Annotated in this window: 11 protein-coding genes and 1 pseudogene; 8 read left to right on the top strand and 4 right to left on the bottom strand. The window is 45.0% G+C overall.

Annotated elements, in window-relative coordinates; genetic code table 11:
• Positions 1–22: 22 nt before the first annotated feature.
• The 3 genes from IP510_RS08650 to IP510_RS08640 form a co-directional block, all read right to left on the bottom strand.
• On the bottom strand, positions 23–766 hold the full coding sequence (locus IP510_RS08650; RefSeq protein ID WP_194364382.1) for a zinc-dependent peptidase: 744 nt from the start codon (positions 764–766) through the stop codon (positions 23–25).
• Between the two features lie 174 nt (positions 767–940).
• Positions 941–2,995 carry an autotransporter domain-containing protein gene (locus tag IP510_RS08645; RefSeq protein ID WP_194364381.1) on the bottom strand — a complete coding sequence of 685 codons (2,055 nt, stop codon included), beginning with the start codon at positions 2,993–2,995 and terminating at the stop codon, positions 941–943.
• 197 nt (positions 2,996–3,192) lie between these two features.
• A complete protein-coding gene (locus tag IP510_RS08640) occupies positions 3,193–3,789 on the bottom strand; it encodes a TetR/AcrR family transcriptional regulator (protein WP_194364380.1) in 597 nt (198 codons plus the stop codon).
• A gap of 119 nt (positions 3,790–3,908) precedes the next feature.
• Between IP510_RS08640 and IP510_RS08635 the strand changes: the two genes are divergently transcribed.
• Both IP510_RS08635 and IP510_RS08630 read left to right on the top strand, forming a co-directional pair.
• The gene (locus tag IP510_RS08635; RefSeq protein WP_194364379.1) at positions 3,909–5,348 is read left to right on the top strand and encodes an NAD(P)-binding protein; all 1,440 of its coding nucleotides are present in this window, start codon (positions 3,909–3,911) and stop codon (positions 5,346–5,348) included.
• A gap of 50 nt (positions 5,349–5,398) precedes the next feature.
• Entirely contained in the window at positions 5,399–6,481 is a 1,083-nt protein-coding gene (locus IP510_RS08630; protein WP_194364378.1) for a DUF2855 family protein, read from the top strand.
• Positions 6,482–6,629: 148 nt separating this feature from the next.
• Here the strand turns inward: IP510_RS08630 and IP510_RS08625 are convergent, their stop codons facing one another.
• Complete coding sequence (locus IP510_RS08625) at positions 6,630–7,268, bottom strand: GDSL-type esterase/lipase family protein (RefSeq protein ID WP_194364377.1); 639 nt, start codon at positions 7,266–7,268, stop codon at positions 6,630–6,632.
• A gap of 230 nt (positions 7,269–7,498) precedes the next feature.
• On the opposite strand from IP510_RS08625, the pseudogene IP510_RS13905 reads away from it, so the two are divergent.
• The 6 genes and pseudogenes from IP510_RS13905 to IP510_RS08595 form a co-directional block, all read left to right on the top strand.
• Positions 7,499–9,085, top strand: a pseudogene (locus IP510_RS13905) (circularly permuted type 2 ATP-grasp protein); the annotation flags it as partial.
• A 956-nt stretch (positions 9,086–10,041) separates the two neighbouring features.
• Positions 10,042–10,827, top strand: a complete 786-nt coding sequence (locus IP510_RS08615; protein WP_194364375.1) for a transglutaminase family protein — start codon at positions 10,042–10,044, stop codon at positions 10,825–10,827.
• A 34-nt stretch (positions 10,828–10,861) separates the two neighbouring features.
• Positions 10,862–11,602, top strand: coding sequence for a peptidase (locus IP510_RS08610; RefSeq protein ID WP_194364374.1), 741 nt, complete (start codon positions 10,862–10,864; stop codon positions 11,600–11,602).
• A 594-nt stretch (positions 11,603–12,196) separates the two neighbouring features.
• Complete coding sequence (locus IP510_RS08605) at positions 12,197–15,595, top strand: BRCT domain-containing protein (protein ID WP_194364373.1); 3,399 nt, start codon at positions 12,197–12,199, stop codon at positions 15,593–15,595.
• Positions 15,596–15,665: 70 nt separating this feature from the next.
• Positions 15,666–23,411 (top strand): HEAT repeat domain-containing protein, encoded by a 7,746-nt coding sequence (locus IP510_RS08600; protein WP_194364372.1) that lies wholly within the window; start codon positions 15,666–15,668, stop codon positions 23,409–23,411.
• Entirely contained in the window at positions 23,408–25,660 is a 2,253-nt protein-coding gene (locus IP510_RS08595) for a hypothetical protein (protein ID WP_194364371.1), read from the top strand. The genes IP510_RS08600 and IP510_RS08595 overlap by 4 nt, the downstream gene beginning before the upstream one ends.

Below are 25,660 nucleotides of genomic sequence, written 5' to 3'. Positions count from 1 at the left end.
TCACCATCTCTATAAATATCACTCATAACGGTGTCTGACGAAAGAATTTCACCATAATCTCATAAATATCCGGATAAGCATCTACTAGCTTTTGCGGTGTTTCAAAAAACACTTCACTCAGAACCGCAAAAAATTCCGCAGGATTGGTCGAACCATAACGATCAAGCCCTGATTTACGATGCGTTTGAAAGTCCTCAAAATCTCGCGACATAATCTGTGTCCACCGAGCAGGATCCATATCAGGTTGCATCGGCGGAAAGCCATTGGCACGCCCATTTATCATATCGAGCTTATGCACAAACTCATGAATGACAACATTGTGTCCGTCACGTTCGCCAGAATGCTTAGCGTCCTTCCATGAGAGAATGACAGGCCCACGTAACCACGCTTCCCCGCTACGGTGCTGAGTGCCCTCATGGACGATACCGAACTCATCTACGATGGTGCTGTTGCTTTTATATGAACCCGGATAGATAATAATCGATGACCAGCCAGCATACCAATCGAGACTTAGGTTTAATATTGGCAGGCACGCTTGTAGTGCAATCGATTGTCTGACAGCATCAGTAATCTCAAAACCTTGTGCGCCTGTGATGGACTTATCAGCTAAAAACAATGTCGCGAGCTCGAATAAATGCGTCATCTCGTCAACACTCAATCTGTCGAGTATCACGATACGCTCAGCCGCTTGCATCCAATCGGCATGGGTAAATTCGCTATTATCTAGTATGCGCTGCTCACGCCAGTCTTTTATGATGCCAAACATACACGCCACCCCTATTCTTTTAATATTTCACATACATTGGCATTACTGAATCTGAGTATTTTAGCGGTAATCAGTAATACGCATTTATAATTAATATATTGACATGTATAAGCAAAAAACGCTGCTCATAAATGAATTATTGAGCAGCGCAGGCGTACATCTACACATTAATATTTAAAATTGATATTGCAAACCCAGCTGTACCGAGCTGTCTTTATCATCACGTGCAAAGGTGGTATCGCCATTTAGATACGCGTAGACATTGTTATGAACCTTGTTGCTCACACTCAGCTCAAAACGTCCATAGTCGTCGTCTTTATCTGTTTGGGTAAGACTAACGTTTCTTGTTTGACCGTCCGCTAAAGACGTTGTCGATAAACTGTCTGTTAAACCATCGTCGATAACATGCACGTAAGCGATTTTACTTTGAAGTTTGGCAGGCGTGCCCATCAAATCAAAACCGTACTGTAGCTGGTAACCAAGCTCTGAATCCCATGCTTCGCTAGACGTGCTATCAACCTTAAGCGCAGTACGAGAGTTGTCATTGCCACTGGTATAGCCATCTATGTCTATATCACTGTAATTGAGACCCAAAAAGACACCATGCGCGACGTTTTCCTTGATAAGAAAATTATACCCAAGCTCATTATATGCGCTAAACACATCAGCATCCGTATCACCGCGTTCGCTATTATTGATAATGTTGATGCCGTCATTACCATCCAGTTTTACAGTTCTATTAACGTCCAAGTCATGTTTAGATAAGCTCAGAGATGTGGTGTTCCACCAAGCCGTGTCTTTGCCGCCCAGTAATGAGTAGGCTTGAATGCCATAGCTCCTATCTTTTTCAATACCGTTTTCTACGCTTTTATTGTTTTGGTTAGCAGCTTGCACACCTACGCCAACGCGCCAGCTAGGCTGTACAATATACTCACCATATAGGCCAATATTGGCGAGAGTGCCTTCTTGTGCATTATCAGAATCTACATAGCTTTGAGAGCCATCTACCCAAACCTGAGTACGCGACTCGGAATCAAAAGGCTCCGCATCATCGAGAGTATGTAATGCCAAAGCATTGGCGCGTTCTAGCACTGCTGAGTGTGAGTCGGTGGCATTTATTTTTAACGCGGCGCCCATCGTATTTTGCAGATTGAGCGCACTTTTGGTTGATGCGATGATATCAGCATTGGTTTGCTCCACAATCAACCTGCTGATGATACGAGAGTAGTCGCGCATTCTTTGCGCTATGCGTTCTTCACCAAAGGCGGCAGTAAGCACTTCCTCATTGTCTAATGCAGGGTTATGCCACGTATAGCCGCCTGGAATATCTGGGTTTTCAGTTTGCGTGTAACCATCATAATCAGGCCCAAGGCCCCAGTTGGTTGCCTCAAATCCGACGACCTGCATCACACTATCAAAAGATTCCTGATCGCTGCAGCACCCAACACCATAAGGCTCGTAGGGTTCGGTCTCACCTGGTGCAATAATGGCTGTATTGACCTCTAGTGTAATACCAAGCTCTTTTGCGATGCGCAGCGCATTTTCACGCAAACTTACATTGGCAGCTACTTCATTGCCATCATCGTCGTAAGCATTTCGCCCTGCATTAGCGTACATTTTGTCGCCTGTAATCAGACTGTCTAAGTTAATCATGCCCAACGCTGTTGATTTTTCCGCGTCCGTGAGCTGATCAACAAATGCCTTTGAACCATTGAGACCTCCCTCCTCTGCACCAAATGCCACAAACTGAATGTCATGCTCTGTCTCAATACCCGTCAGGTTTTTTGTCAACTCAGTTAAGACGCCAGACCCAGAAGCGTTGTCATCCAATGCTTCTAGATTTTCGTAATTTGGATAGGCAACGGCAGAATCATAGTGTGCACCGACAAATAGCGTTCTGTTGGTGTCAGCACTGCCTTTTTGGGTCACAACAACGTTATTACTCGTTAACGTTTGACCTCTGAATAGACCACGAGGCGCTATAAAATCAAAAGTTTGACGATTGACTTGGTTGTTACTGCCATCGATGGTCATGCGCTGCTGCATATAATCAGCAGCTTGGACTTCTTTATCAGAACCTGTATAACGACCAGCATAGTCACGGGCAAGCGTCAGCGCCGTTTCTGTCCCATAATCACCGTAGTTGGCCTCTGCAAATACTTGCGAACCTGTAAGCAATGTCAGCGCCGCAACCACTGAAATCTTAAGCGGTGATAACTTAGTATCCAAACTGCTTCTCCTTGGTTAAAGAACTGTAATCAACAGTAAAAAATAACCTAAAATAATGCAGTTTACAAGATAAAAGACATATGTCTGCTTATTTGGTTTTTTAAGTAGTGCAGTGATTCACTAAAACGTTATTTATCTACCTGTATCCAATATTTACGAACTGCTGATTTATCAAGCCGTGTAGGAAGGCTTTACTACTACTGATGCTTAGCATTAGTTATTTCAGCTATGTCAATGGCATCCAACTGCACTGCTACCACTCGTAGCGCCATAGACTTCCAGTCTAAATTTATATCATCGGTAAATACCATGTGGTGACTGATACTGACGTATCCATGCACGATTGCCCAGATATCTAACGCTATTTGTCGACGTTCCGTTGCGCTAGCATTCTCTGACAAATAAGAACCCGCCACTCGTACCAATTTTGCAAAGGCGCTATCTCTGGCAGCAATGGCCTCGATTGAGGGCTGATACCCTGCATCAGATTCCCCAAAGATCAGCCGATAATGCGCTTCATACTTCTCTCCGACATTGAGATACCCTAGGCACGCCTCTAGTACTTGCTCTTTATTTGCCTTACCGTCTGGAATCACATCCATGGCTTCACGGACGAGATTGAATCCCTCTATGTACAGTGCATCTAGTATGCCTTGTTTGCCTTGAAAATGACTGTATATACCAATAGTCGACAGGCCTGCGCGTTTAGAGATACCACGCACGCTCAAGGCATCCCCACCTCCTTCTAAGAAAAGCGCTGATGCGGCATTCAATATTTTGGTTCTGGCATCCATTAGATTCTCACTATGTCTTGACAATTATAACAGTGTTATTCTAGTATATAACACTGTTATGTACAAACAATTATGGATTGATTGTATTGGTAAAAATTTAACTTAAGAGTAAGGACGCTATGAGTATTCAACAGCTAGAAACAGACTATCTAATCATTGGCAGTGGCGCGGTGGGCATGGCTTTTGCCGACGTACTACTTACAGAGACAGATGCCAATATCATTATCGTCGATAGACATCATAAGCCAGGCGGTCATTGGAATGACGCCTATTCGTTTGTCACATTGCATCAGCCATCATCGTTTTATGGTGTCAGCTCACGTGAGCTTTGTGGCGGCATGGTTGATGAAATTGGTTTAAATAAAGGCTTATCTGAGCTGGCATCAGGCGCAGAAATCATGGCGTACTTTGATAGAGTCATGAAGCATACGTTTTTACCAAGTGGCCGTGTGACATACTTCCCGATGTGCGAGTATCAAGGCGATGGTAAGTTTTCATCACTACTGTCTGATACCAGCTATGAGGTCAAGGTCAATAAAAAAATCATTGACGGCACTTACTTCAAAACTTCAGTGCCTGCGACTCATAACCCCAATTTTGAGATTGCTGAAGGTGTGAAATTTGGCCCGTTAAATGACTTGCCGAGTCTAACCAAACCCCGTGATGGTTACGTCATCATTGGTGGCGGCAAAACCAGTATTGATGCGGTTTTATGGCTACTAGAGAATAAAATTGACCCAGACGATATAACATGGATTATGCCTAGAGATGCTTGGTTTATCGATCGTAAAAATACCCAGCCTTCTCGTGATTTTTTTGTTCATACCATGGGGGCGCAGGCTACTCAGGCAGAAGCGATTGCTGAGGCAGAAAGCATCGAAGACCTGTTTAATCGTTTAGAAAAAGGCGGCGTATTAATGCGTATTGATCCAAACGTACGCCCGCAAATGTTCCATGGTGCTACCATTAGTAGTGAAGAACTTACGCAGTTACGTAGGGTTAAAAACATTGTGCGCAAAGGTCGCGTGACTCGCTTATATGCTGACAAGATTTATTTCGGTGATGACAGCATTGATACCACTCCCAACACGATGCATATCGATTGTTCAGCACGAGCGGTACCAGTGACAGAGACGTACGATGTGTTCAAAGGCAATACGGTGGTCATTCAAACGGTGCGTACCTATCAGCCCATATTTAGTGCTGCGTTTACCGCCCATATTGAGGCCAACTATGATGACGAAACAATCAAAAATGAGCTGTGCCGCGTGGTACCAATACCAAACCATGATACAGACTGGTTGGTTGGTGCTGTGGCACAAATGCAAAACCAAATGCGCTGGTCAAAAGAGCCTGAGCTACGTAAGTGGATGATTGGCAATCGCTTAGATGGTTTTACTAAACTGGTACAAGCCAGCGAAGATACAACACCTGAAGAGCTAGCCATTCTTAAGCGTCTAAAAGCAGCAGGGCCAAAAGCCGCTGCTAATATGCCCAAACTGATGGGTGAAGTTATGCAAATAACGGCAGCGCGTCAAGCCAACACCGCTAATACCTAAAAAATGACTGCCAATACTATTTATCAAGAACAACTATCAAGGAAGTGACTATGCTAGAATTTCAGACCAACAAAGCAAACCTAACCCAAGCTCGCCTGCAAGAGACGCCTATACACACTCTCGGCGATGGTGAAGTACGCGTCAAAGTTGATCGCTTTGCCTTTACCGCCAACAACATTACTTACGCGGTCATGGGCGACCAATTACGCTATTGGCAGTTTTTTCCGCCAAATGGGAATGAACCCGAAAAATGGGGCATTATTCCTGTATGGGGCTTTGCCGACGTCATCGAATCAAATAGCGAGGCGCTGCCCATCGGTGAACGACTATTTGGTTACTTCCCGCCTGCCAACGAATTAATTATTACACCTAAACGAGTCACGCAAACCAGCCTGCTCGATGGTAGTGCCCATCGTGCCGAGCTGCCACCCGGTTATAACCTATATCAGCGCGTTAACCACGAGCCGGGTTATGACCGTGCCAATGACAATCAGCGCATGCTACTGTTCGTATTGCACTTAACCTCATTCTGCTTGCATGATTTATTGAAGCGCAATGACTGGTTTGGTGCAGAGCAAGTGGTGATTATCAGTGCCTCTAGTAAAACCAGTATTGGCCTAGCTTATGGCCTCACTGATGATAAAGATGCGCCGCACGTTATCGGCCTCACCTCAAACCGTCATATAGATTTTGTTAAGTCAATTGATGCTTATGACAGTGTGCTTAGCTATGACACGCTTGAGCAGATTGACGCCAGCAAACCAACGGTCATTGTCGATATGTCGGCCAATACCGACGTGCTCAGCCGTCTACATAGACACTTAGGCGACAACATGCGCTACACTAGCAATGTCGGTATCACGCATTGGGACGAACCGCGCCATGTAGACGGTATCATTCAAGAACGCAGCCAACAGTTTTTTGCACCCAGTCATGTACAGCAATGCATGAAAGAATGGGGCCCTGAAGAATTTAATAAACGCTCTATGCGCTATATCATGAACAGCACCGCAAAAACCAATGCATGGCTAAAAATTAAAGAGCTTGATGAGATTAGTGACTTACTAGATATTTATCAAGATGTCTGTGAGGGCAAGATAGCCGCTGATGAAGGTCTGATCGTGGTTATGTGATACATGCTTACCATCATAAGCATCAGCTGAATCAAGATATTAGTAATGAATAACAAAGAGAGTTCAAAAGAGCTCTCTTTTTTCGTTTCGTTTCATAGTGTAGTAGGTTTTTAAACCAGATACCTGTTCTACTTACTCTTTCATAGCTCTAACGTGCCAAGCCTTGATCTGTTAAGTACTCATGTAGCCCTTCGGCGAACTGTCTGTAGCCTGCCGCATTGGCATGGATTTTATCAGATTTCAGCGCATCATCTGATAGCACAGTCGACCAACCATCAGAATATAGCGGTATGCCCTCAGCCTCCGCAATAGCTTCATACAATGGATTATCACTGGCTTTGCCAAATAACGCGCTGGTACTTAAATGCGGCTCAGCGATTAGAACAACATCAATATTTTTAGATTGTAAGGTGTCTATAGTTGCGATGATATTGGCCCGCGTCGTATCAGGTGCAATGCGCTGCAATACATCATTGCCGCCCACACCTAGCAGTACCAAATCAGGATTTTTCTCAGTAATCTCATTCACTCGAGTCAGTACATCTGCAGAAGTGTCACCATTGACACCCGCATTAATGACCTTCCATTTGCTTAGCTCTGCCAGTACCATGGGATACGCTGTTTCAGTATTTGCCCCATATCCATAGGTCAAAGAGTCACCAAGTGCAACCACTGTACTGCCTTCAGGCAAGACCGTTTGCGTTGGCTCACTACCACAGCCTGTCATGCCAATAGTAACTGCAAGTCCCATGCTTGCCAGCGCTAAAAACCTACCACCTAGATTCATATCTGTTCCACTCCTACATTCTCACCAATTGAGCTAAATTTATTTGCGTTAATAATTTGAGACTACTCAAAATCCATTATTTAACTTTTGTTGTATATCAATCAGTATACGTTGTATAGTTAATACAGGAGATAGATTACCTGTTGGGCGCAATACAAGTGCTACGCGGCTTAGCATAGACAGTGTATTCATCATAAAGTATAACTTTACCAAGGATACGTGGGGTATTTATGAATAAAACAGCATCTCAAAGTCAGTCTAGCAATAACACTCAAGACAAAGAAAACGCTGACAATCAAACCCAAAGTCAGAGTCAATCCATCAAAGCGCCCACTACCAAAAGTCCTGTTTCAACGACGGTCAAAGAGATTTTAGAAGGAAAAGAGGCTTTAGAAAAACCTGAGAAAAAAGCGAAAAGTTTCGATGAACTGCAAATAAGTAAGGGTAAGTATCGCCCAGTGGCACAAACCGTTGGCAACTGGCTTGATAACATCAACATGGATGCCCTTAACTATCTAAACGAACAAGCCGAAAACATCTTTTACCGTAAAGGCGTCACCTTTACCGTCTATAGCGATGCCAAAAACATCGAACGAATGATACCGTTTGACATTATCCCCCGTATTATCGCGGCAAGCGAGTGGCGTCTGATAGAAGCTGGTTGTAAGCAGCGCATCACCGCCCTCAATGCATTCTTGCACGATATCTATCATGACCAAGCCATCATGAAGGCCGACATCGTGCCTGCCAGCTATGTCTATGCCAGCGGCTGCTATGAGCCTTGGATGATGGGTATTGAGCTGGACAAACCCATCTACTCACACATCAGTGGTATCGATTTGATTCGTGATGAGTCTGGCAAGTTCTGTGTGTTAGAGGATAATCTACGTACCCCGTCAGGTGTCTCATATATGCTTGAGAGCCGTAAAATATCAGAGACGCTCTTATCTGATATGTTTTCTGACACCGATATTATGGGTATCAGTGATTACCCCATTCGTCTCAAAGCCTGTCTTGCCAGCTCAACGTCCAAATATGATCCACAAATCGTTATCTTGACGCCTGGCCGCTTCAATAGTGCCTACTATGAACATGCATTTTTAGCACACGAGATGAACGTGCCTCTAGTGCATGGTTACGATCTGGTGGTTGAGGACAGCAAAGTCTACATGCAAGGTATTCGTGGCAAGGTACAAGTCGATGTAATCTACCGACGCATTGATGACCCTTATATTGACCCGCTCGCCTTTCAGTCTGACTCGATACTGGGCGTCTCGGGGCTGATGAGCGCTTACCGTGCTGGTAATGTCGTTATAGTGAATGCGCCAGGTACAGGCGTGGCTGATGATAAAAGTCTATATCCTTTTGTACCAGATATGATCAAATTCTATTTAAATGAAGAGCCTATCCTACCCAATATAGAAACCTATCAATGCCGTAAGCCTGATGAGCTCAAATACGTGCTTGATAATTTAGATAAGCTGGTCGTAAAAGAAACCCAAGGCTCAGGTGGTTATGGCATGCTCATTGGCCCGACATCCACCAAGAAAGAGATTGAAGAGTATCGCCTGCGCCTACTTGAAAATCCAGCCGGTTTTATTGCTCAGCCGACTATCTCGCTATCTACCAACCCTACTGCTGTCAGCGATGGCATCGCACCGCGCCACATTGATTTGCGTCCCTTTATCCTCAGTCATGGCGATGGTTCGGTAGATATTGTGCCAGGTGGTTTGACTCGTGTGGCCATGGTTGAGGGCTCATTAGTCGTCAATTCATCTCAAGGTGGCGGTATCAAGGACACCTGGGTCGTCGATGACAGTCACCTGCAGTCTTCAACCAAAAAACCAAACGGCAATGGCGAATCAGGTAAATGCTCGCCTTTATCATCAGAGACCAATACCTCAGATCACGCCAACTATTATGATCGTGTACAGCCTAAAGAAGCTGGCTATGAGATGCTAGATGACGCACCAATGATCTTGCTACTCTCCACTGCCAGTCATCTAATATGGCTAGGCCGATATAGTGAGCGCCTGTATTACTATGATAATGTCATGAAGCAACTGGTCAAAGACGATCTCAAAAAGTCACAGCTTAAGCATTTAATCAGCCATTTAGGCTTTGACGCGAATGCCGATGAGTCATTCAAGACCATGAAAGCGCAGATGATGTCTGATTTGGAACAAAATATCATACCCAACATCGTTCAATCGATAGATGACAATGTACAGGAGGCCAAAGGTGTCATTGGTAAAGACACTGCTGAGCTATACAACTTGATTAAGCGGCTCTCAAGTGCTGGCACCTATCGGGCAGCGACCTTGCAGCTACATGCGTGTAATGCTGCGATGAAACAAGAGCACCCGACCGTGACTTGTTTTTGGCAATTAGGGCGTCATTTTGAGCAGCTTGAGCGGGCTGTGCTACTAGAGGAAGACTCAATAGAAGTCAGTCTTGAATTTAAATATTGGATCAATGAGCTGCCTGAAAACACACGCTGGCGTGAGCTGACACGTCTGGCCAATCAGATGATTAGATCTAAGAAATTTAGTGATTTTGAGCTGATTAGCAAGGAGTTCAATATCATCTTGCGTCAAGGTGTCTAGCCGCAAGATGATTACAGGCGCTAGTGATACAGTCGATTCAAAATAATTTGGAGAATAGAAAGGCGAGCACAGTACTACCAATAGTAGACTAAGCTCGCCTGACGCTCTATCCGATTTATACGGGATTGGCCATACATATGAAATAAACAGAAAAATAGGAAGCTATCATGAAACTTCAAATCAGCCATCAAACCAACTATTATTACGGCGAGCTTGCACAGCGCAGTGTCCAGTATATACGTATGACTCCCATGCAAATGCCGCACCAAATCATTCACAAATGGGAGGTGATGCTCCCCAAAGTGGCGACCAATCAAAAGGACGGCTTTGGCAATGACTGGCTCACGCTAAGCCGTAATGAGGCACATAATAACTTGCAGATGCAAGCGTCAGGTATCGTGGAGATTGATACAGAGACCAAACGTTTAGAGGATATGGCACATGTCCCCTATCTGCTCTTTACGGTACAAACGCCATTGACCAAATGCTCACAAGAGATGCGTGATTTTTCAGCGCCCTATCTAAAAAAACCCACTCATGACAGCCTAAAATCGATGGCCAATGCCCTCATCATGAAGATGCCGTTTGTGAAAGATGTGACTCATGTAGGTACGACAGCGACTGAGTCTTTTGCGACAGGCGCTGGCGTTTGCCAAGATCACACCCATGTGTTTTTAGGTTGCTTACGTGATCAGCATATCCCAGCCCGCTATGTATCAGGCTATCTATACGACGATACCGAAAACCATATGGCCAGTCATGCCTGGGCAGAAGTATGGCTGGACGGTTACTGGTACACCTTTGATATCTCAAATCAGCTGTTTCAACCAAGCTCTCATGTCTACGTCGCCATTGGTCGAGACTATTTAGATACAGCTCCTGTCCGCGGTGTTAGAATGGGCGGCGGTTATGAAAACCTTTACAGTCAAGTATTGGTTTCGAGATTATCATAGGCTATTTTTAAGCCTATTCTACTAAGGATCAGTTATGACTTATTGTGCCGCTATTCGTCTGAAAGAAGGGATGGTTTTTGCTAGCGACACACGTACCAATGCTGGGGTTGATCACATATCAACCTTTAGAAAGCTCTATCAATATGGTGTTGAGGGCGAGCGTTTTATTGTATTACAGACAGCTGGCAGCTTAGCGACATCGCAGGCGGTGTTTAACAAGCTGCAAAACGATATTGACCAACGTCTTGAGAGTAATCTCAACACGGTCCCGACTTTATTTGATGCCGCGCAAATGGTTGGTGAATGCATGCGTGAAAAGATGAACCATGCAAAAAAAGTCGCTAATGCTAGTGTCGATGGTGCCTTTACCAGCTCTTTTATGCTGGGTGGTCAAATAAAAGGTCAGCCGCCTGAGTTATACATGATTTATCCTGCAGGCAATTGTATCAAAGCCACTGAAGATACGCCCTTCTTTCAGTTAGGCGAAAGCAAATATGGCAAACCCATTCTAGATCGTTCTGTCAGCTACAATACAGACGTAAGGCATGCAGCCCGCGCGTTAATGCTGTCATTTGATTCAACCATTCAATCTAACTTGTCAGTGGGTATGCCAATAGATTTTGTACTTTATGACAATGACAGCCTGACCATGCCTAATGGCCGACGTATTGATGAAAATGATGAGTATTTCAATAGCATTCGTCATCAATGGTCAGAGGAGCTCCGCCGTATTTTGGTTGAATTGCCTAAATGTCCTGATGGTTATTGGGGATAAAATTTCCGTATAAAATCATATTTTCTGTACTAAAAAGCCCTTTGTGATAGACAAAGGGCTTTTCTTATAGCCAATAAAAAACCGGAGTAGCGCTGAATAAACAGCCCTACTCCGGTTTTGCTTTAAAGACCTTGAATGCCATCATAATGATGTCACACTCAATTGTTGTGTAATCTACCTCATGACCTGGTACATGGAAGACTCACTGGACTGCACCTAGATAAAGGCCCTAGTGCATTAGCTCAATCACGATTGCGTGATTGCGCCAGCGAGCTAATGACACTAGGGCCTTTATCTAGGTATTAGCAGGACTGAAACAGTCTTCCTTGGGTAAAATGTAATGGCTTGACTCGCGGACGACGCAACGTCGCCCCTCACCGTAAACGGTGAAACGCTAAATCTCACAACGCATTAAGTTTGCCTCATAACAGTTATTATTGTCAATACATAATTGCAAAACCAAATTATGTACGACACTAGGTGTCGCAGGCTATATACTTCCATACAAAAGTCCTTGATATTTTCTCTGAAACGCGCTTTTATGGGTCTACAAAACCACGCGCACCGACAAAATAAAAATTAAGGCAAATTGCTATGAGTCTGTCATTCTCACAAATTCAGCAAGCTTGGCAAGCCCAAGATCCCAGTTTGGTCGATAAACTATGTACATTGGCCACTCAAGCTGATGCGATTCCTGAGGCGCCCATCCCCGAGCACGAACTGACATTTGAGCGATTTTTGAACAAAATTCTAAGTCATCAGTTTCGGGAGCAAAACCCCGAAGTACAGTTTGCAGAGCGTGTGGCAATGATTGCCAAGCTTGAGGCAGACGAAGGCGTCTACCCTCTCCCTGATCGCTACAAAATCCACTTAATATTGACTGCACTGTGGGAAGATGGCAGCGCGTACTCTAGAACTATTCTAAAACAAGCCATTACAGCTTTGCCAGTCAGCTATGGTGTGTGGAAAGGATTGAAGCGCATTTATAAGCAAGCTGAATTTTCTCAAGATTGTGAGATATTTGGACAAATTGCCGCCAAGATCGATTTACAGCGCTTTAATCAAACCGCCAACTCTGCGGTCAGCCTAGCCACTAAAACCTATATGAGCCTCAGAGCATGGCGTTATCTGCGGCAGCTGGGTCAGCAAATGCCAATTGGCTACATTGATGCTGCCGTCTCTGTACTCGCCAGCTATGACGAAACCATGACGGCTGGCAGCCATGAACAAACAAGCAGCTGGGTACTCAATCATATTTGCTTCCATAACAGCCTTGATTATGGCGTCAATCGATTTAGCAGTCACTCACCTCGCAAGCTCTTTGATGCAAAAGGTCGCGCCTTCGCTGAGGCGTGGCAGCGAGACCCTGAGCCACTTATTGAGTTACTGGCTATCGCCAAAAATGAAGCTATCAGACAGTTTGCAACCGATAGCCTAAAACACGACTTTAAGACCCAACTACGTGATGTGAGTGGTGAGACGCTACAATATCTATCTGCTGGACAAGTGCATAGCAAAGCGCGTGATGAGATGATTGTTTGGCTATTAGAGAATGCACCGCATTTTGAAAAGTCTAAATTTCAAACATTGGGCTTGCATCAAGTCGTACTGCAGCTACTCCATTCACACTATCCTGCCGCCTATCAATATGCGATTGGCTATGCCAAAAGCTATGCTCAAAACTTATCTCTTACTGAGCTGATGCTACTGGCCATGTCAGATTATGAGCCTGTTAGAGCATTTGCCATCAACAATATCCTGAGTCGTGACCCTGTTGCTGATATCGGTGTCAACGGTTGGGGGCAGCTATTAGACACAGAGCATCACTATCAAACCGCGAGCAAGCAACTTAGCAAACACTTTACGCGACGTGACTTGACCCCTGAGTGGTTTTTTGAACGATTGACTAGCGGCAGAACACACAGCGTAAAGTTTGCGATAAAAAAACTGCCTGAGCTTTATAGTGCCAAAGAGCTGGGTGCTGAATACTTTATTCGCGTCGCCCAGCAGCTAGATATACCAGAGCAACAGGACTTCTCTGCTCATAACGACAGCGACTGCATGGACTTTGCGTTGGATCAGCTCAGACGTTTGGATTTGAGCCAAGTAAATGCGGCAATATGGCAAATGCTATTATTAAATCCACTATCGCAAGCGACTATTACCGATTGGTTTGATGAAGATGTACTGTCAGCAGCAACGCTTGATATGAGCTATTGGCATGCACTTGCCTATGAGCCTGATTGGCAAGTGAGTGAATATGTTGAACAATTAAAATCTGCTGACACTCCTATTAAAAACTGGCAAAAGCACTTGGCCTTTGATGAGTACTTAGCAGAAAACGTGAGGAATTGGCTGTCTGATGTGCGCCGGTTTGCGCCGATAGACTTAGGTTTCGACTGGCTTATGAATCTTGCGCATAGCGAACAAGCGCTCTATCGTGAATTTGCTATTGAGCGCATTAACAAAGGGTTCTTGCCTGCCGACTTTATCGCATATCTTGACAGTAATGAAGGCGCCTCTACTAACAATGCTTTCAGTAACGCTTCCAGTAATGGCACTGACAATAAAGACTCAAATAGCGATGCTGCTACTGAAGTAGATTTAACCGGCCAACGCTATCTATTCACAGGCAAGATGCAAAGCATGACTCGTGGCGAGGCCGAAAAAGTTGTGAAAGCGGCTAATGGTGCCATCAGTGGTGCTGTCAACGGCAAGTTAGATTACTTGGTCATCGGTGATGATGGCTCACCGTTATATGGAAATGGCCGTAAAGGTAGCAAGCAAGTTAAAGCCGAAAGCTTAATCGCTGATGGTGCGCCGCTAAAGATTATTTCCGAAACCGCCTTTTTACAGATGCTGAGTGGTCAATCGAGAGAGGTGTCTGAAGACGATACTTTTGCAGGTGCCAATGCACTGTGGCATATGGCAATAGATGATGCTACTGCACCTATCAGTGAGCTTGCGATCAGCTACCTCAGTCATCATCATGAACATATCTGCATGGCATTGACAGACAGACCAGTCGATCCCGATGCGATTATCCCTTCTTCGTTCTTTAATGCGGCGCGTGTCATTCCTTTGCTGCAACACCGTAACAGCCAGCTGCGAGAATTTGGCTTATTACTGAGTGAGTATGAGATGGCGATGTGGCAACCAACGCCAGCTCTATGGCTGATGATGGCAGAATCTCCCTATACTGAGGTCACGCAACTATTGAAGCGTGCGCTATTGGACAAGCCATCCGTTGCCAATCGACGTTATCACATCCAGTTAGCACAACTGAATGCTGGCATGTTGAATGCGTTGATTGAAAGCAAAGCGCGAGTCGCACGCCAAATCGGTATCGCCTTGCTGCAGCGTCATGCCAATTTCCAAGATGTGCAGTCTTTATATCGATTGACCCAAAGCACAGACCGTGAAGTCCGTTATGCCGCCGTAACCATGCTATGGAAACACTATAAGGCGCGTCACGTGTCTCCAAACTGGCAACCAACCAGTATCAATAAAGACGCTGTCAAAGACAGCATCGCTCAACCAGTCATAACAGAGCAGACAGATAAACGTTTGACAAGCTTACCTGCAGAAGTTGATCAGTTATTAATGCTGCTACGTCGTGGTCTATTCGAGTTACCACCTGGACGTCTAGGCGGTTCACAAGAGCCAAGTACTAGTGACACCAGTAAGCATAAGCAACAACGTTACTCAGATAAAACCTCAGCATCACCACAGTCATCAGAGCACGCTGAGTCAGATAGCAACATCATGCTAAAACCTATATCTGCGAGTCGTGCCAAACTGGCGTTGATTGAGACTTTTCGTGATGTGGCATTGGCTGACAGCACCTTTGCAGCGCTCATTATGCCCACACTGTTCACCTTTACGCACTCTGCAGGCAAGATGGAGCGTCATGCGTGTTTGGTTGCCGTCACACGGTTATTGCATCGCTATCCTGAGCTATCTAAAAATCTGCAGCCCGTGGCATCTGCTTGATGGCTTTTGCAAACAGATATAGATAAAAGATACTTAAAAAATATGACGTCACCTCAACTGAGATAACACCATGAAAACAATAACACTCCCCTATTGGGGTCAAATTATTGGCTTAGTCAGTAAGGCCAACAGTACTCAAGCGGCAATTCAAAAAACAAGCAAGCAAGATGGGCGCAGTCTTTTTATTACTCGCCAGCAGCAAGCATCTGCGACGGTCTTATACGTCCTCGATCAACAAGGTGAGCAATTTAGCTTATCGACAACTGCACTGCCTTGTGCGATGCAAGCCATCACTAAAATAGATGACAGTACGGTGGTAATGATTGGTGACGATGGTCATCTTTACCAAACGGATTGGCAAGCAAAGAAAGTTAAGAAGACCAGTGCTACATCCTTGCTTGACGCACCTGAAAATAATAACAGTGCTATAGGCCGTGCCATAGCAATGGCACCACTACAAGATGCACTGGCTATCTTATATCCGAAACATATCGTAGTATGGCCTTATCAGGACAGTCAAGCCAGCAGTACTGTCATCATTGAGCCTTATTCGTCTTCTATAGCAGCATCAAGTAAAGAATCCGCATTGACAGCGCTAGCAACCTCAAGTGATAGCTCGTGGTTAGTCATAGCAGATAAAACGGGAGATGTTAGTAGCTATCAATGGACCTCAGATGAAGCCCAGCTTAATCTAAGTAGCCGCAAACAGCTCCACCAAGGTAAAGTAAACGCGCTTTGTTTTGAGCCAGTCGGGCAGTATTTTTTTTCCGCAGGTGTAGATAAGTGCTTATACCGTACACATGTCCAAGGCGATCTACACCCTGTCGATAGAGCCAAGTCTAGCCAACACAGCGAAATGATCACGGCGCTTTGTGTCTCAGACACTCGGCTCTTCACTGCCGCCGATGACAAGAGCGTCAAATCATGGGCATTTGATAAGGGTCAACCAAATAGCTGTAAAGAGGATCTAACCAAAGGTCGACAGATCGTCTTATCTTCTTACGCTGAACAACCAACGCTCATCGTCGTCAGTGCTGATCAGAGCCTACGTTTCATACCTATTGACCATACTCAAAGTGCGTCACAGAGTAGCACCTCGCAAAATAGTAAGCTGCTGCCAGTTACTTATATCATCAAAGACGGCTATCAGAGAATCAGCCAGTTACTGACAGATGCCTCAAACAATAACGATGTGTCGTTTAAAGAAGGCCTAGCGCTGCTACAGGCACAAGCAGATAACCAAACGTTAGAGCTGGTTAAAAAATTACTTGCTGATAGCGACACACTCACGGCCAATCAAGCATTGCAACTGGTAGAGTGGATTGCGACAACAAAACTGGATAAAACTGCAAAGATTTTAGAGCAGCAACTAAGCTCGGCTCACAGTGCAAAAGTACGTCTTGCTGCTTTTCATGCCTTGGCCGACCGCGCAAGTACGGCGAAGCGCCCACTGCATTATCTAGAAGAAGCCTTTAAAAACCGTTACTACGAGGAAGTGGTGGCTTCTGCGTTACAAGGTTACCTAAAGGTCGCGATGAAGGATGCTACGAGCCAGCGCCGCATCTTACCTGTTTTAAGAGACGCTTTGTCACACAGTTTTGCGAATATTCGCAAGCAAGCATTGGCCTCGCTTGAGACACTATTGCCTGACAACAGTCCTCAAGCAGATTTGATGGCATTAGACTGCAATCAGTCAGACATTGTCCAATCAGGGTTAATTCGTCTGTATCAGCGCGGTATGCTAAACCATCTTGAAGTCTCGCGTCAGTTGATGCTGCTACAGAATCATCGTAATACAGAGATTAGGCAAACGGCGTTTTACGTCTCATTATTGTCTCAACCCAAGTTGATAGAGGCGTTAAAACAGCAAGGCGACACGCAAACATTACGTACCCTAACTGATTTTGATGACTTTCGCTTACTGCGCGGCACGCTACTAGATAATGCTAGCAGCACAGCGGTAAATGATAATAATGTTAAACAATCCGATGAGGCGATACGTTTAACCTTATCTACGCAAGATTTTATCTCGCAAGCAGATAGTACCCAAACATCTAAGTCTAAAAGTAAGGCTAAAACGGCCAAATCCAAGAAGTCTGCTACTGAATCTATAAATCTAAGCAATGACACGTTAGAGCCTTTATTACAAAGTTTAAGCAATAGTCATGAAGATATCAGTTTCCGAGCGGCTTATGCACTGGCCTGTCTACAAGACAAACGAGCGTTTGGCACCCTGATTAGCCTAATGAGCCATGATGACAGCGCCATCATCCGTGCTGGTGTCGCCACCGCGCTTGGTCATTTAAATATAGAAGACGCCAAAGCAGTCCTACCGACATTACTAGATGATAAGGACGCTGGCGTGCGCCAAGTGGCCATGCAAGCCTATGGTAAGTTGGCAGACAATGCATTGTCTTGGGCAGCGACAGGTTTTGCTTCTAAACATCAAGATATTCACGAACAATCTTTAGCGCTGTTTTTAAAGCATGTCGCACCAGATAGCTCAAATAGTGGTGATAGCAGTGATAAAAGCGCTCAGATGTCGTCAGAGATGACAGACATACTGCTACAGGCATTGAACAACCCTTTTACCAGCATTCGGTTAGAAGTGGTTAAAGTTCTATTAAACCGCCAATTTAAGCAGTCATCTGACAATGTTTCTAAAAACACTTCTGACAGTGCTATCGTTGACATCATCGAATTATTGCAGCAAAGCCTCTTTGAAGATGTGCATCAAGTTGCGATAGAAGAATGGCAACGACTTTTGCTAGCGATGACATCGAAGCATAAAACAAATAAAGTTGAAGAAACTGATAGTCAAAAGACAAATCAAGCTGTCTTAACCTTGTTTTTTGCAGATACGTTTGCCGCTATCCGTAAGCAAGCCTTTGACATCGCACTTAAGCAAAGCAAGCATTTAGGGTTTGCTGACGTCATGTTAAATGCACTTGCCAGCCCTTATGCTGATACCAAGCAACTGGCCCTTACGACAGTGCAAGCCAGAGCGAATACGACTCAGCTGACACAACTGATGCCAGCTCTCGTGGCCATGTTCGCTGATGACAGTATTGAGCTACGTAAACAAGCTTTGACGGTCGCTTTGGCGCTGACAGACTTACAGCCTACTATTTTAGCGGATCACAGTAGCCTAGATGATAGTAGTACCGATGATCAACCGAATCATCACGAAGCATTGATTACCGCGGCCCTCAACAGCCCTTATCCTGACATCCAGCTAACAGTCGCTCAACTACTGGCCAGCCAATCACGCCTATATGCTGACGAAGAACAGGCACAGCGGAGTGATGAACAAGCGTATCAAGTCTTTAAGCACTACTTAGAGTTGCCTATGCCCTCTCAAGGCAAGAAAAGTGACATCTATACCCAGTGGCACAATCATGTAAGCCAAGCACTGTTTGGTTTGTCTAAACTGGCATACCCATCAAAGCATGATGCACTAGGTTGGTATGCTAAATATCTACACCACCCTGATGCTGATTTTAAACCTCTTGCACCAAAGATTACGCAGATAGTTTCTTTTGAGGACATTGATCTACTGGTGAAATGGCAAAAATATGAGAAAGCCATTATTAGTCAATCAGCCAGTTTATGTTTGGCTATTTTAGGTGATGCTCGCGGGCAGTACTTCCTTACTCATGACATAAGAGACGAAACAGACAACCTTAGTACGCTTGTTGCACCGATGACGCCTACGCATTGGCTTCAAGCGCAGCACGGTTTAGGTATTACACATGCACGTCAACTACAGCCTTTGTTTGAGTCAGAGTCCTATGCCGTAGCAGCCAGACTATTATTGATATTTAATGATTTACAGAATGGCTTGCAAGTTGGCAGGCAAGCTCCTGAAACGAACGTTACCGGCACTGTCAGGCCCAATCGACTGATAGGAGCATTAAGCTTTGCGGATAATGACACGGCAGTAGTCTACGCCAACATACTCGCTCGTTACCCAAATGACGTACAACATCCTAATAACCAGCAAGCACTATCGTCAACGTGGCAGTACCTAAGTGATTACTTGTCACGTCAATTAGGCAGTGTTTTATCTTCTCACTCTGAAGTCATCACGATGATGATGGATGCCATACCAAACACGGTAGATAAAGGTGGTATTAAAAGACAGTCGCATAATACGGTCTCTATCCGAGCAAGTATTCTGACAACCGTCAGTACTGAAAACTTACAACAGCTCGCGAACCTTAGTCGACATCAGCAGCCATTGGTACGCGCGCAAACCATTAGTGTCATTTGTAACTTATCTGAATTACTCGCCCATGACTACTATGATGATGAGGACGATGTTTTTGAGACATTACAAAAATGGCAACGCAGTTTGCAGGCATTGTTAAGTGCTCACCCCGTTACAGCCATCGTTGAGGTAGTAGGCAGTGCGCAAACAGTCGGTAGCTCTCCTACTGACAAACAAGACAGCTCTGAGGTGCATTATCCATACCAGTCCCTTGCTTTTGGCGCTTGGATTGGCGTTATACGCGCAGACGATGATTATTATGCTAATAGCAGAACCACAGACCAAGCCATTCGAGGGCTAATGTGGCTTGCTACTCAATCATCGCAGCTTAACACTAATAACAACACTAATAACGATGAGGACTGGCGAGACAGTACCAGTCGCGTGTTGTTGCCACTACTCAACCACAGTAGTTTTGACACTCGTGAGTTGGCTTGGGCATGCTTGTATAAGCTGGACATGCCTGCCAAAAAGCTGGCTGACTATGCCATGAGCACGCCCTACCGTGATATGGTCAAACGCGGCTTGGATCTATTGCTAGATACCGCAAATAACAATGCCGTACAGCAGCAAAGCAAACCATCGGATACAGCGACTGTCAGTAGTAGCGCTGATCAACAACTCATTGATTTGTTAAAAACCAATAATCACACCTTAGCAGAAGAGACCTATCAGCTGCTAAAAGGTCGACTAGGCCATCTGCCAGCCAGCTTACTTGGGCTACATACCTATTGTCAGTCGTTACTGCCTCAGATCGTTGCTGAATGGAAACAAGTCATTGTCACGCCCTGTGCAAACAGTCAATCGCCGTCAGTGCAGCGCCAAGACAAACTGACGTTTTTGCTGCATGCCATCAAGAGTGATGATTGGAATGCAAAATATCAAGCACTGAGTCAACTGGTCGAGTTTCATGACGTACTCTTTGCGGACAGCACGCTATTTGATAACTTGTTTGATTTTGCTGAAGACGCTCAGTCCAGTAATGAGAAATACCGTAGCTGGAACTTACTCGTTGAGGCACTCACGTCGTACCAATTCATCAATAACAGCACTTTAGAGGGTCGCTTTGAAAGTGGTTTAGAGAGTAGCTTTGATATTGCTACTGCTGAACAAGTTGCTAATGAAGCGCACTTACGATTATTAGCCTTACTTGATGATCCACATATCAACAAACCTAAGCAGTTTATTTATAGTGATATCGCTGACCTACGTAACACGAATCTCGTGGCGCCATTACTACAGCGTTTAGAAAGTCTGTTTGAGCACACCCCGCAAAAAAATAAAGAAGAGCGTAAATATTTATTTGATACCTTAGTAAAAATCAGTGGTTACGATCAAAACATCGATGATTATTTGGACGAGCGTGAAGACACCCGCTGGTTACAACGTCAGCACCCTAGAGACTCGCAAGTCTTGTTGTCACTGTTTACTACGCTTATGAGTCATAGTGATTATGCGCTTGCCGCGCAGCTATTACCGTCACTTGCATGGGTACAATCAGACGACAGCGATTTATCCTCGCGCATTGATAGCGCTTTAGCGCGAGCCTATGAGCAGATGCCAGCTAAATATACTTTTAAATTGGTCGAGACACTGGCCTATCGTGCCAAAAGACGACATAGCAGCATTGCCTCATTACAAAATGCCCTGCGTAATAAAGACGCCGATGTGCAATTTGCCGCGGCTGAAGGACTCGCTAAATGTGGTCATGCTGATGGGGTCAATATCTTGATGGCAACGATAGATTATAACCCTGATGCTGAATTCCGCAGCTGCAGTGTATTAGCCATTGGCGAGTTGCTAGGCAGTAACAACCAAAGTCAAAATACTCACTCGCCTAATGATAGCTCGCCTGCGGACAATGCTGATAAAAACTTACAGGTTCATACCTTATACAAAGCCTATGATAAGTTAATCAAACTGGCCGAAGATGATGAGCACTACCTGCAAGACGTGGCTAGCGAAGCCTTAGGTCGCCTTGCACAAGGTGGTGACTTTGAACACAGCACGCATATCTTTGAGCTACTAAAATCGCATTTGTCGGACCCCGTATTGACAACAACCAACCCAGCTATTATTCATTGGTTAAATGGACTGCGCTGGTTGAATACAATGCCTGCTTGGGAACAAATCCGCAGCTATATACGCACTCATCTTGATAAAGCCATATTTTTCCGTCCACAAAGGCATGCGGTATGGCTACTGCAGATGAATAATAACGATGCCAATAAAGCATTAATATTAGATATTTTAAAGCAAAATAATTTAGACCATGTTGTGCTTATGGTGGCTTATACTGCGGCGCAGAAAACTTGGGGCAGTCTTGCGATGCAGGTTTATCCTTATGACTGGGCAGCCATCCAAAGCCATAATGATGACTTTATAGAAGAGACTGAGCATTTGAGTCTAAAGCGTATCATTGATAATAGCAGCATCGATGATCTGGCAGCATTTATCACCCAGCATGGCGCGCACTTACCATCCGACATCTTGATAGCACTGCAAAATGCCATTATGGCCAAGCAAGATATGCCAACATCACAGCTTACCGCGTTGATTACCAGTAACAACACACTGACACAGCATATTGGACTGTGTTATCTGACCCAGTATCCAACTAACTATTTAGACAAAGAAATGGTTGCGACATTACAGCAGCGTTTTGATACAGCTAGCGAGCAATGGCACACGCTGATCGATACCATCAACCGCAGTCCGACTACTATCAGCAACAACCAGTGGATCGAGATGGTTGAACAAGTAGGTAGCACCATCAAACAGTTGGTTTGGCTAATCATGCGTCATGTGGCCATTACAACTGCTAAAGGTTCTGTCGATAAAGCGGCTACTAAGCAGATCGTGGCAATGCTTGATTGGCTCAATGATGCGCGTCAACCATTGACCATCACCTCTATTCCACTGCTCTCTACGACTGTTAGCGGTTGGTGGCAGCAAGCGCTGTTAGGACTACTGGCCAGACCAGTCGCTGACGATAAGGTGTTATCAAATATAGTGCCAACATTGAGCAGCGTATCAACTACGGTTCAATCGCCGCTCACTTATGACAACCAAGCCTTGCTAGGAACTGTGATTGCTCGTATTGAACAAAGCGGTACATCTACCCAAAAATCCATACTAACTATAGTAAAGAATGCGCTAAAACATAAGGGCTCGTCTACCGAGATACCAATCAATCAACAGCTGCTACAGTGGATCAGAGCCAAAGACGCTGACGCACTCTATCATTGTGCGAGTAATGACAACATGGAGCTGACGGTTCGCATCCGTGCTATCGAAGCGCTTGGGCAGCTACATGATCCAAATATTGAACAATGGCTGACGACGCTCATGGCACATGAAAACTCAGACATTCAGAAGCTTGCTTATAAAGTACTACGCCGCTGGCAACGTGCCATGATACGAGCACAGCAAAAGCGTCCATTATCATCTGGCAATATGGAGGCGCAACCTAGCTCGACCATCGCAGCACAAAATAGTCAGGACAGCAGTCAAAAAAGCAATCAGGGTGAAGGAGACAGTCAATGACTATAGATAATCAATTAGACCGAGCATCAGAAACAGAGTCAGACGTAGTAGCAAACACTGATGGCCTGATGATGCAGTTGGACTACGCCGCACCTAGCCAAATCAGTCAAGTTAACGAATCGTCAGACTCACTGTCGGAGGCGCAAACGACCGAACACACTCAGCATGTGGCACTATTTGCTCAGCTGAATCGATCGGAGGTTAACTTCCACGGTAAGGTAAAGTCTCCCCTTGTCTTTCGTGACAGTTTGCTAGCGCTGTTTGATGTGGTGAGTAGTGATTATCGTTATGTGCCAAAAGACCGCTCAGCGTACACGGTATTTATGCAGATGCGCCGTGCCAGCAGCAATAAAAACCTATTTACTGCGCAGCGTGATTATTTCACGTGGTTGTTCGACAATGACCCACTGGCTTTTTGTATTTTGGACCCGATTATTCAGGTGCATGAGCAAGGTGTTAGCTTTGAGGTATTTAGTCGTGATGAAGGCTGCTATGCTCAATTGACCTTGACCAATGAGATTTTTGGGCAAAGTGCCGAAGCTACCCTTGGCACCACTAGTATTGATTACAGTGCGGCTTTGTTTAACGGTATTGAGAAAATTCGCGATCATCAACAAACGATATTAGACATTGGTCATGAAGCGGTCGGCTTACAATTACTCGAAACCATGCCAGAGACCGCTGAAGCAGATACTGATAGTACAGTGGCCACGCCCACCGTAAAAAAACAGATCATAGAAAAGCGCATCAATGTGCCCAAAAGCTGGGTCAGAGCATTGCTACAAGTTCAATCCGCAGGTCAATTACCACAAGATACCATCCATCTTGATCCTATCGCACTGTACAACGTGCTGTTTGAGCTGCGCATGCATGCTGATATCAAAGGCAAACGCCGTGGACTATTAATTGAGCTTAGACCTCAGCAGCTGCCAGTGATTATATTAGAACCTTTTGACATTACTGTCACCAGCCAAGTTAGCCAACAGCAAAAGCCCTATCAAGGTCAACAAGCGAAGCTGATTCGCTTATGGGGTCGCCGTCGTCTCAGCCTATTAAAACGCCTGTTGCCACATACTGACAGCGTTTCGGTATCTCTATTGGGTCAAGGCATGCCAAGCTATTGGACACTAAAAGGCAAAGGCTTTCATTTCACCTTTGCCATGACAGGCTTTAGCCAAGCCAATTGGTCACAGTCGTTAAACTTTGACTTGTTACTACCCAAGCGCCCACAGCAAAACACACTCAGCGCGGATAATAAGCAAGCACGTGAACAAGTAAGCAAGCAAGTAGCAGACAGTACTGATAGTGGGTTAGTAAAGGTAGTTGATAGCCTTACTCGCCGCCCAAGTACGGTAGATGCATTAACCCAGCAGCTAACAACGCAAGAATCAGAATTAAAAACAGCACCTATCACGCAAGCACAAGTGCGACAGTGGCTACTAGCAGGAACGCAGCAAGGCTTGATTCGTTATGATATTGCGCAAGGGAGCTATTATTATCGTCCATTGACGCAGACACCGCTTGATATGGCGCAGTTTGCTTACCATAATGAGGCAGAAAAACAGGCCTTTGATTTGATTGGCCGTGCGGATGCCGTGCAGAAGTTCTCTGTCGAGACTGTTGCCGTCAAAGGTATTACTATTCGTGCAGATATTCATGTCGAAGAAGACAGACGTACTTATCACAGCCAGCTGCAATTAGGCGATGAAGGGCTAGTCACTAAGGCGGAATGCAGCTGTCCGCAGTACTTGCAACATCGTCTCACTCATGGTGTGTGCGCGCATCTTATTGCGCTACGACTTAGATATAATCAATACGACCCAAATAACACGGGCAATGACAGCTGGCATGACACCCGCATATTGAGTCAGCGTGTGCCTGTTCGTCACCCTATTCGTCACTCTATTCGCCATTCCACTAAAGCTGCCACTCAGTATAAAAACGAGGCGATCACAGCATCTTCAGATTTGGTGATGGATTTATCTGCGTTGTCACAGCTATCAAAACCATCATTAGATAATAAGACAGACAGTATCAAAGACAAAGCGATTGCCACAACAGACGAGACCTGTATCACTTATATCTATCTGACCATCGCACATAAAAAAATAACGATTGAGCAGACCACGGGTGATGACAGCACACATCAGCATTTCGTGTTTAACCAACCTGCTCAAGCCAAAGCGGCTTATTTACAACATATTGCCAGATTTGAAGCCAAAGGCTTTATCGAAAACCAAGGGGTGTAA

Source organism: Psychrobacter sp. NG254, assembly GCF_015277735.1.
Taxonomy (GTDB): domain Bacteria; phylum Pseudomonadota; class Gammaproteobacteria; order Pseudomonadales; family Moraxellaceae; genus Psychrobacter.
This window is presented reverse-complemented; position numbering and strand designations above follow the sequence as displayed.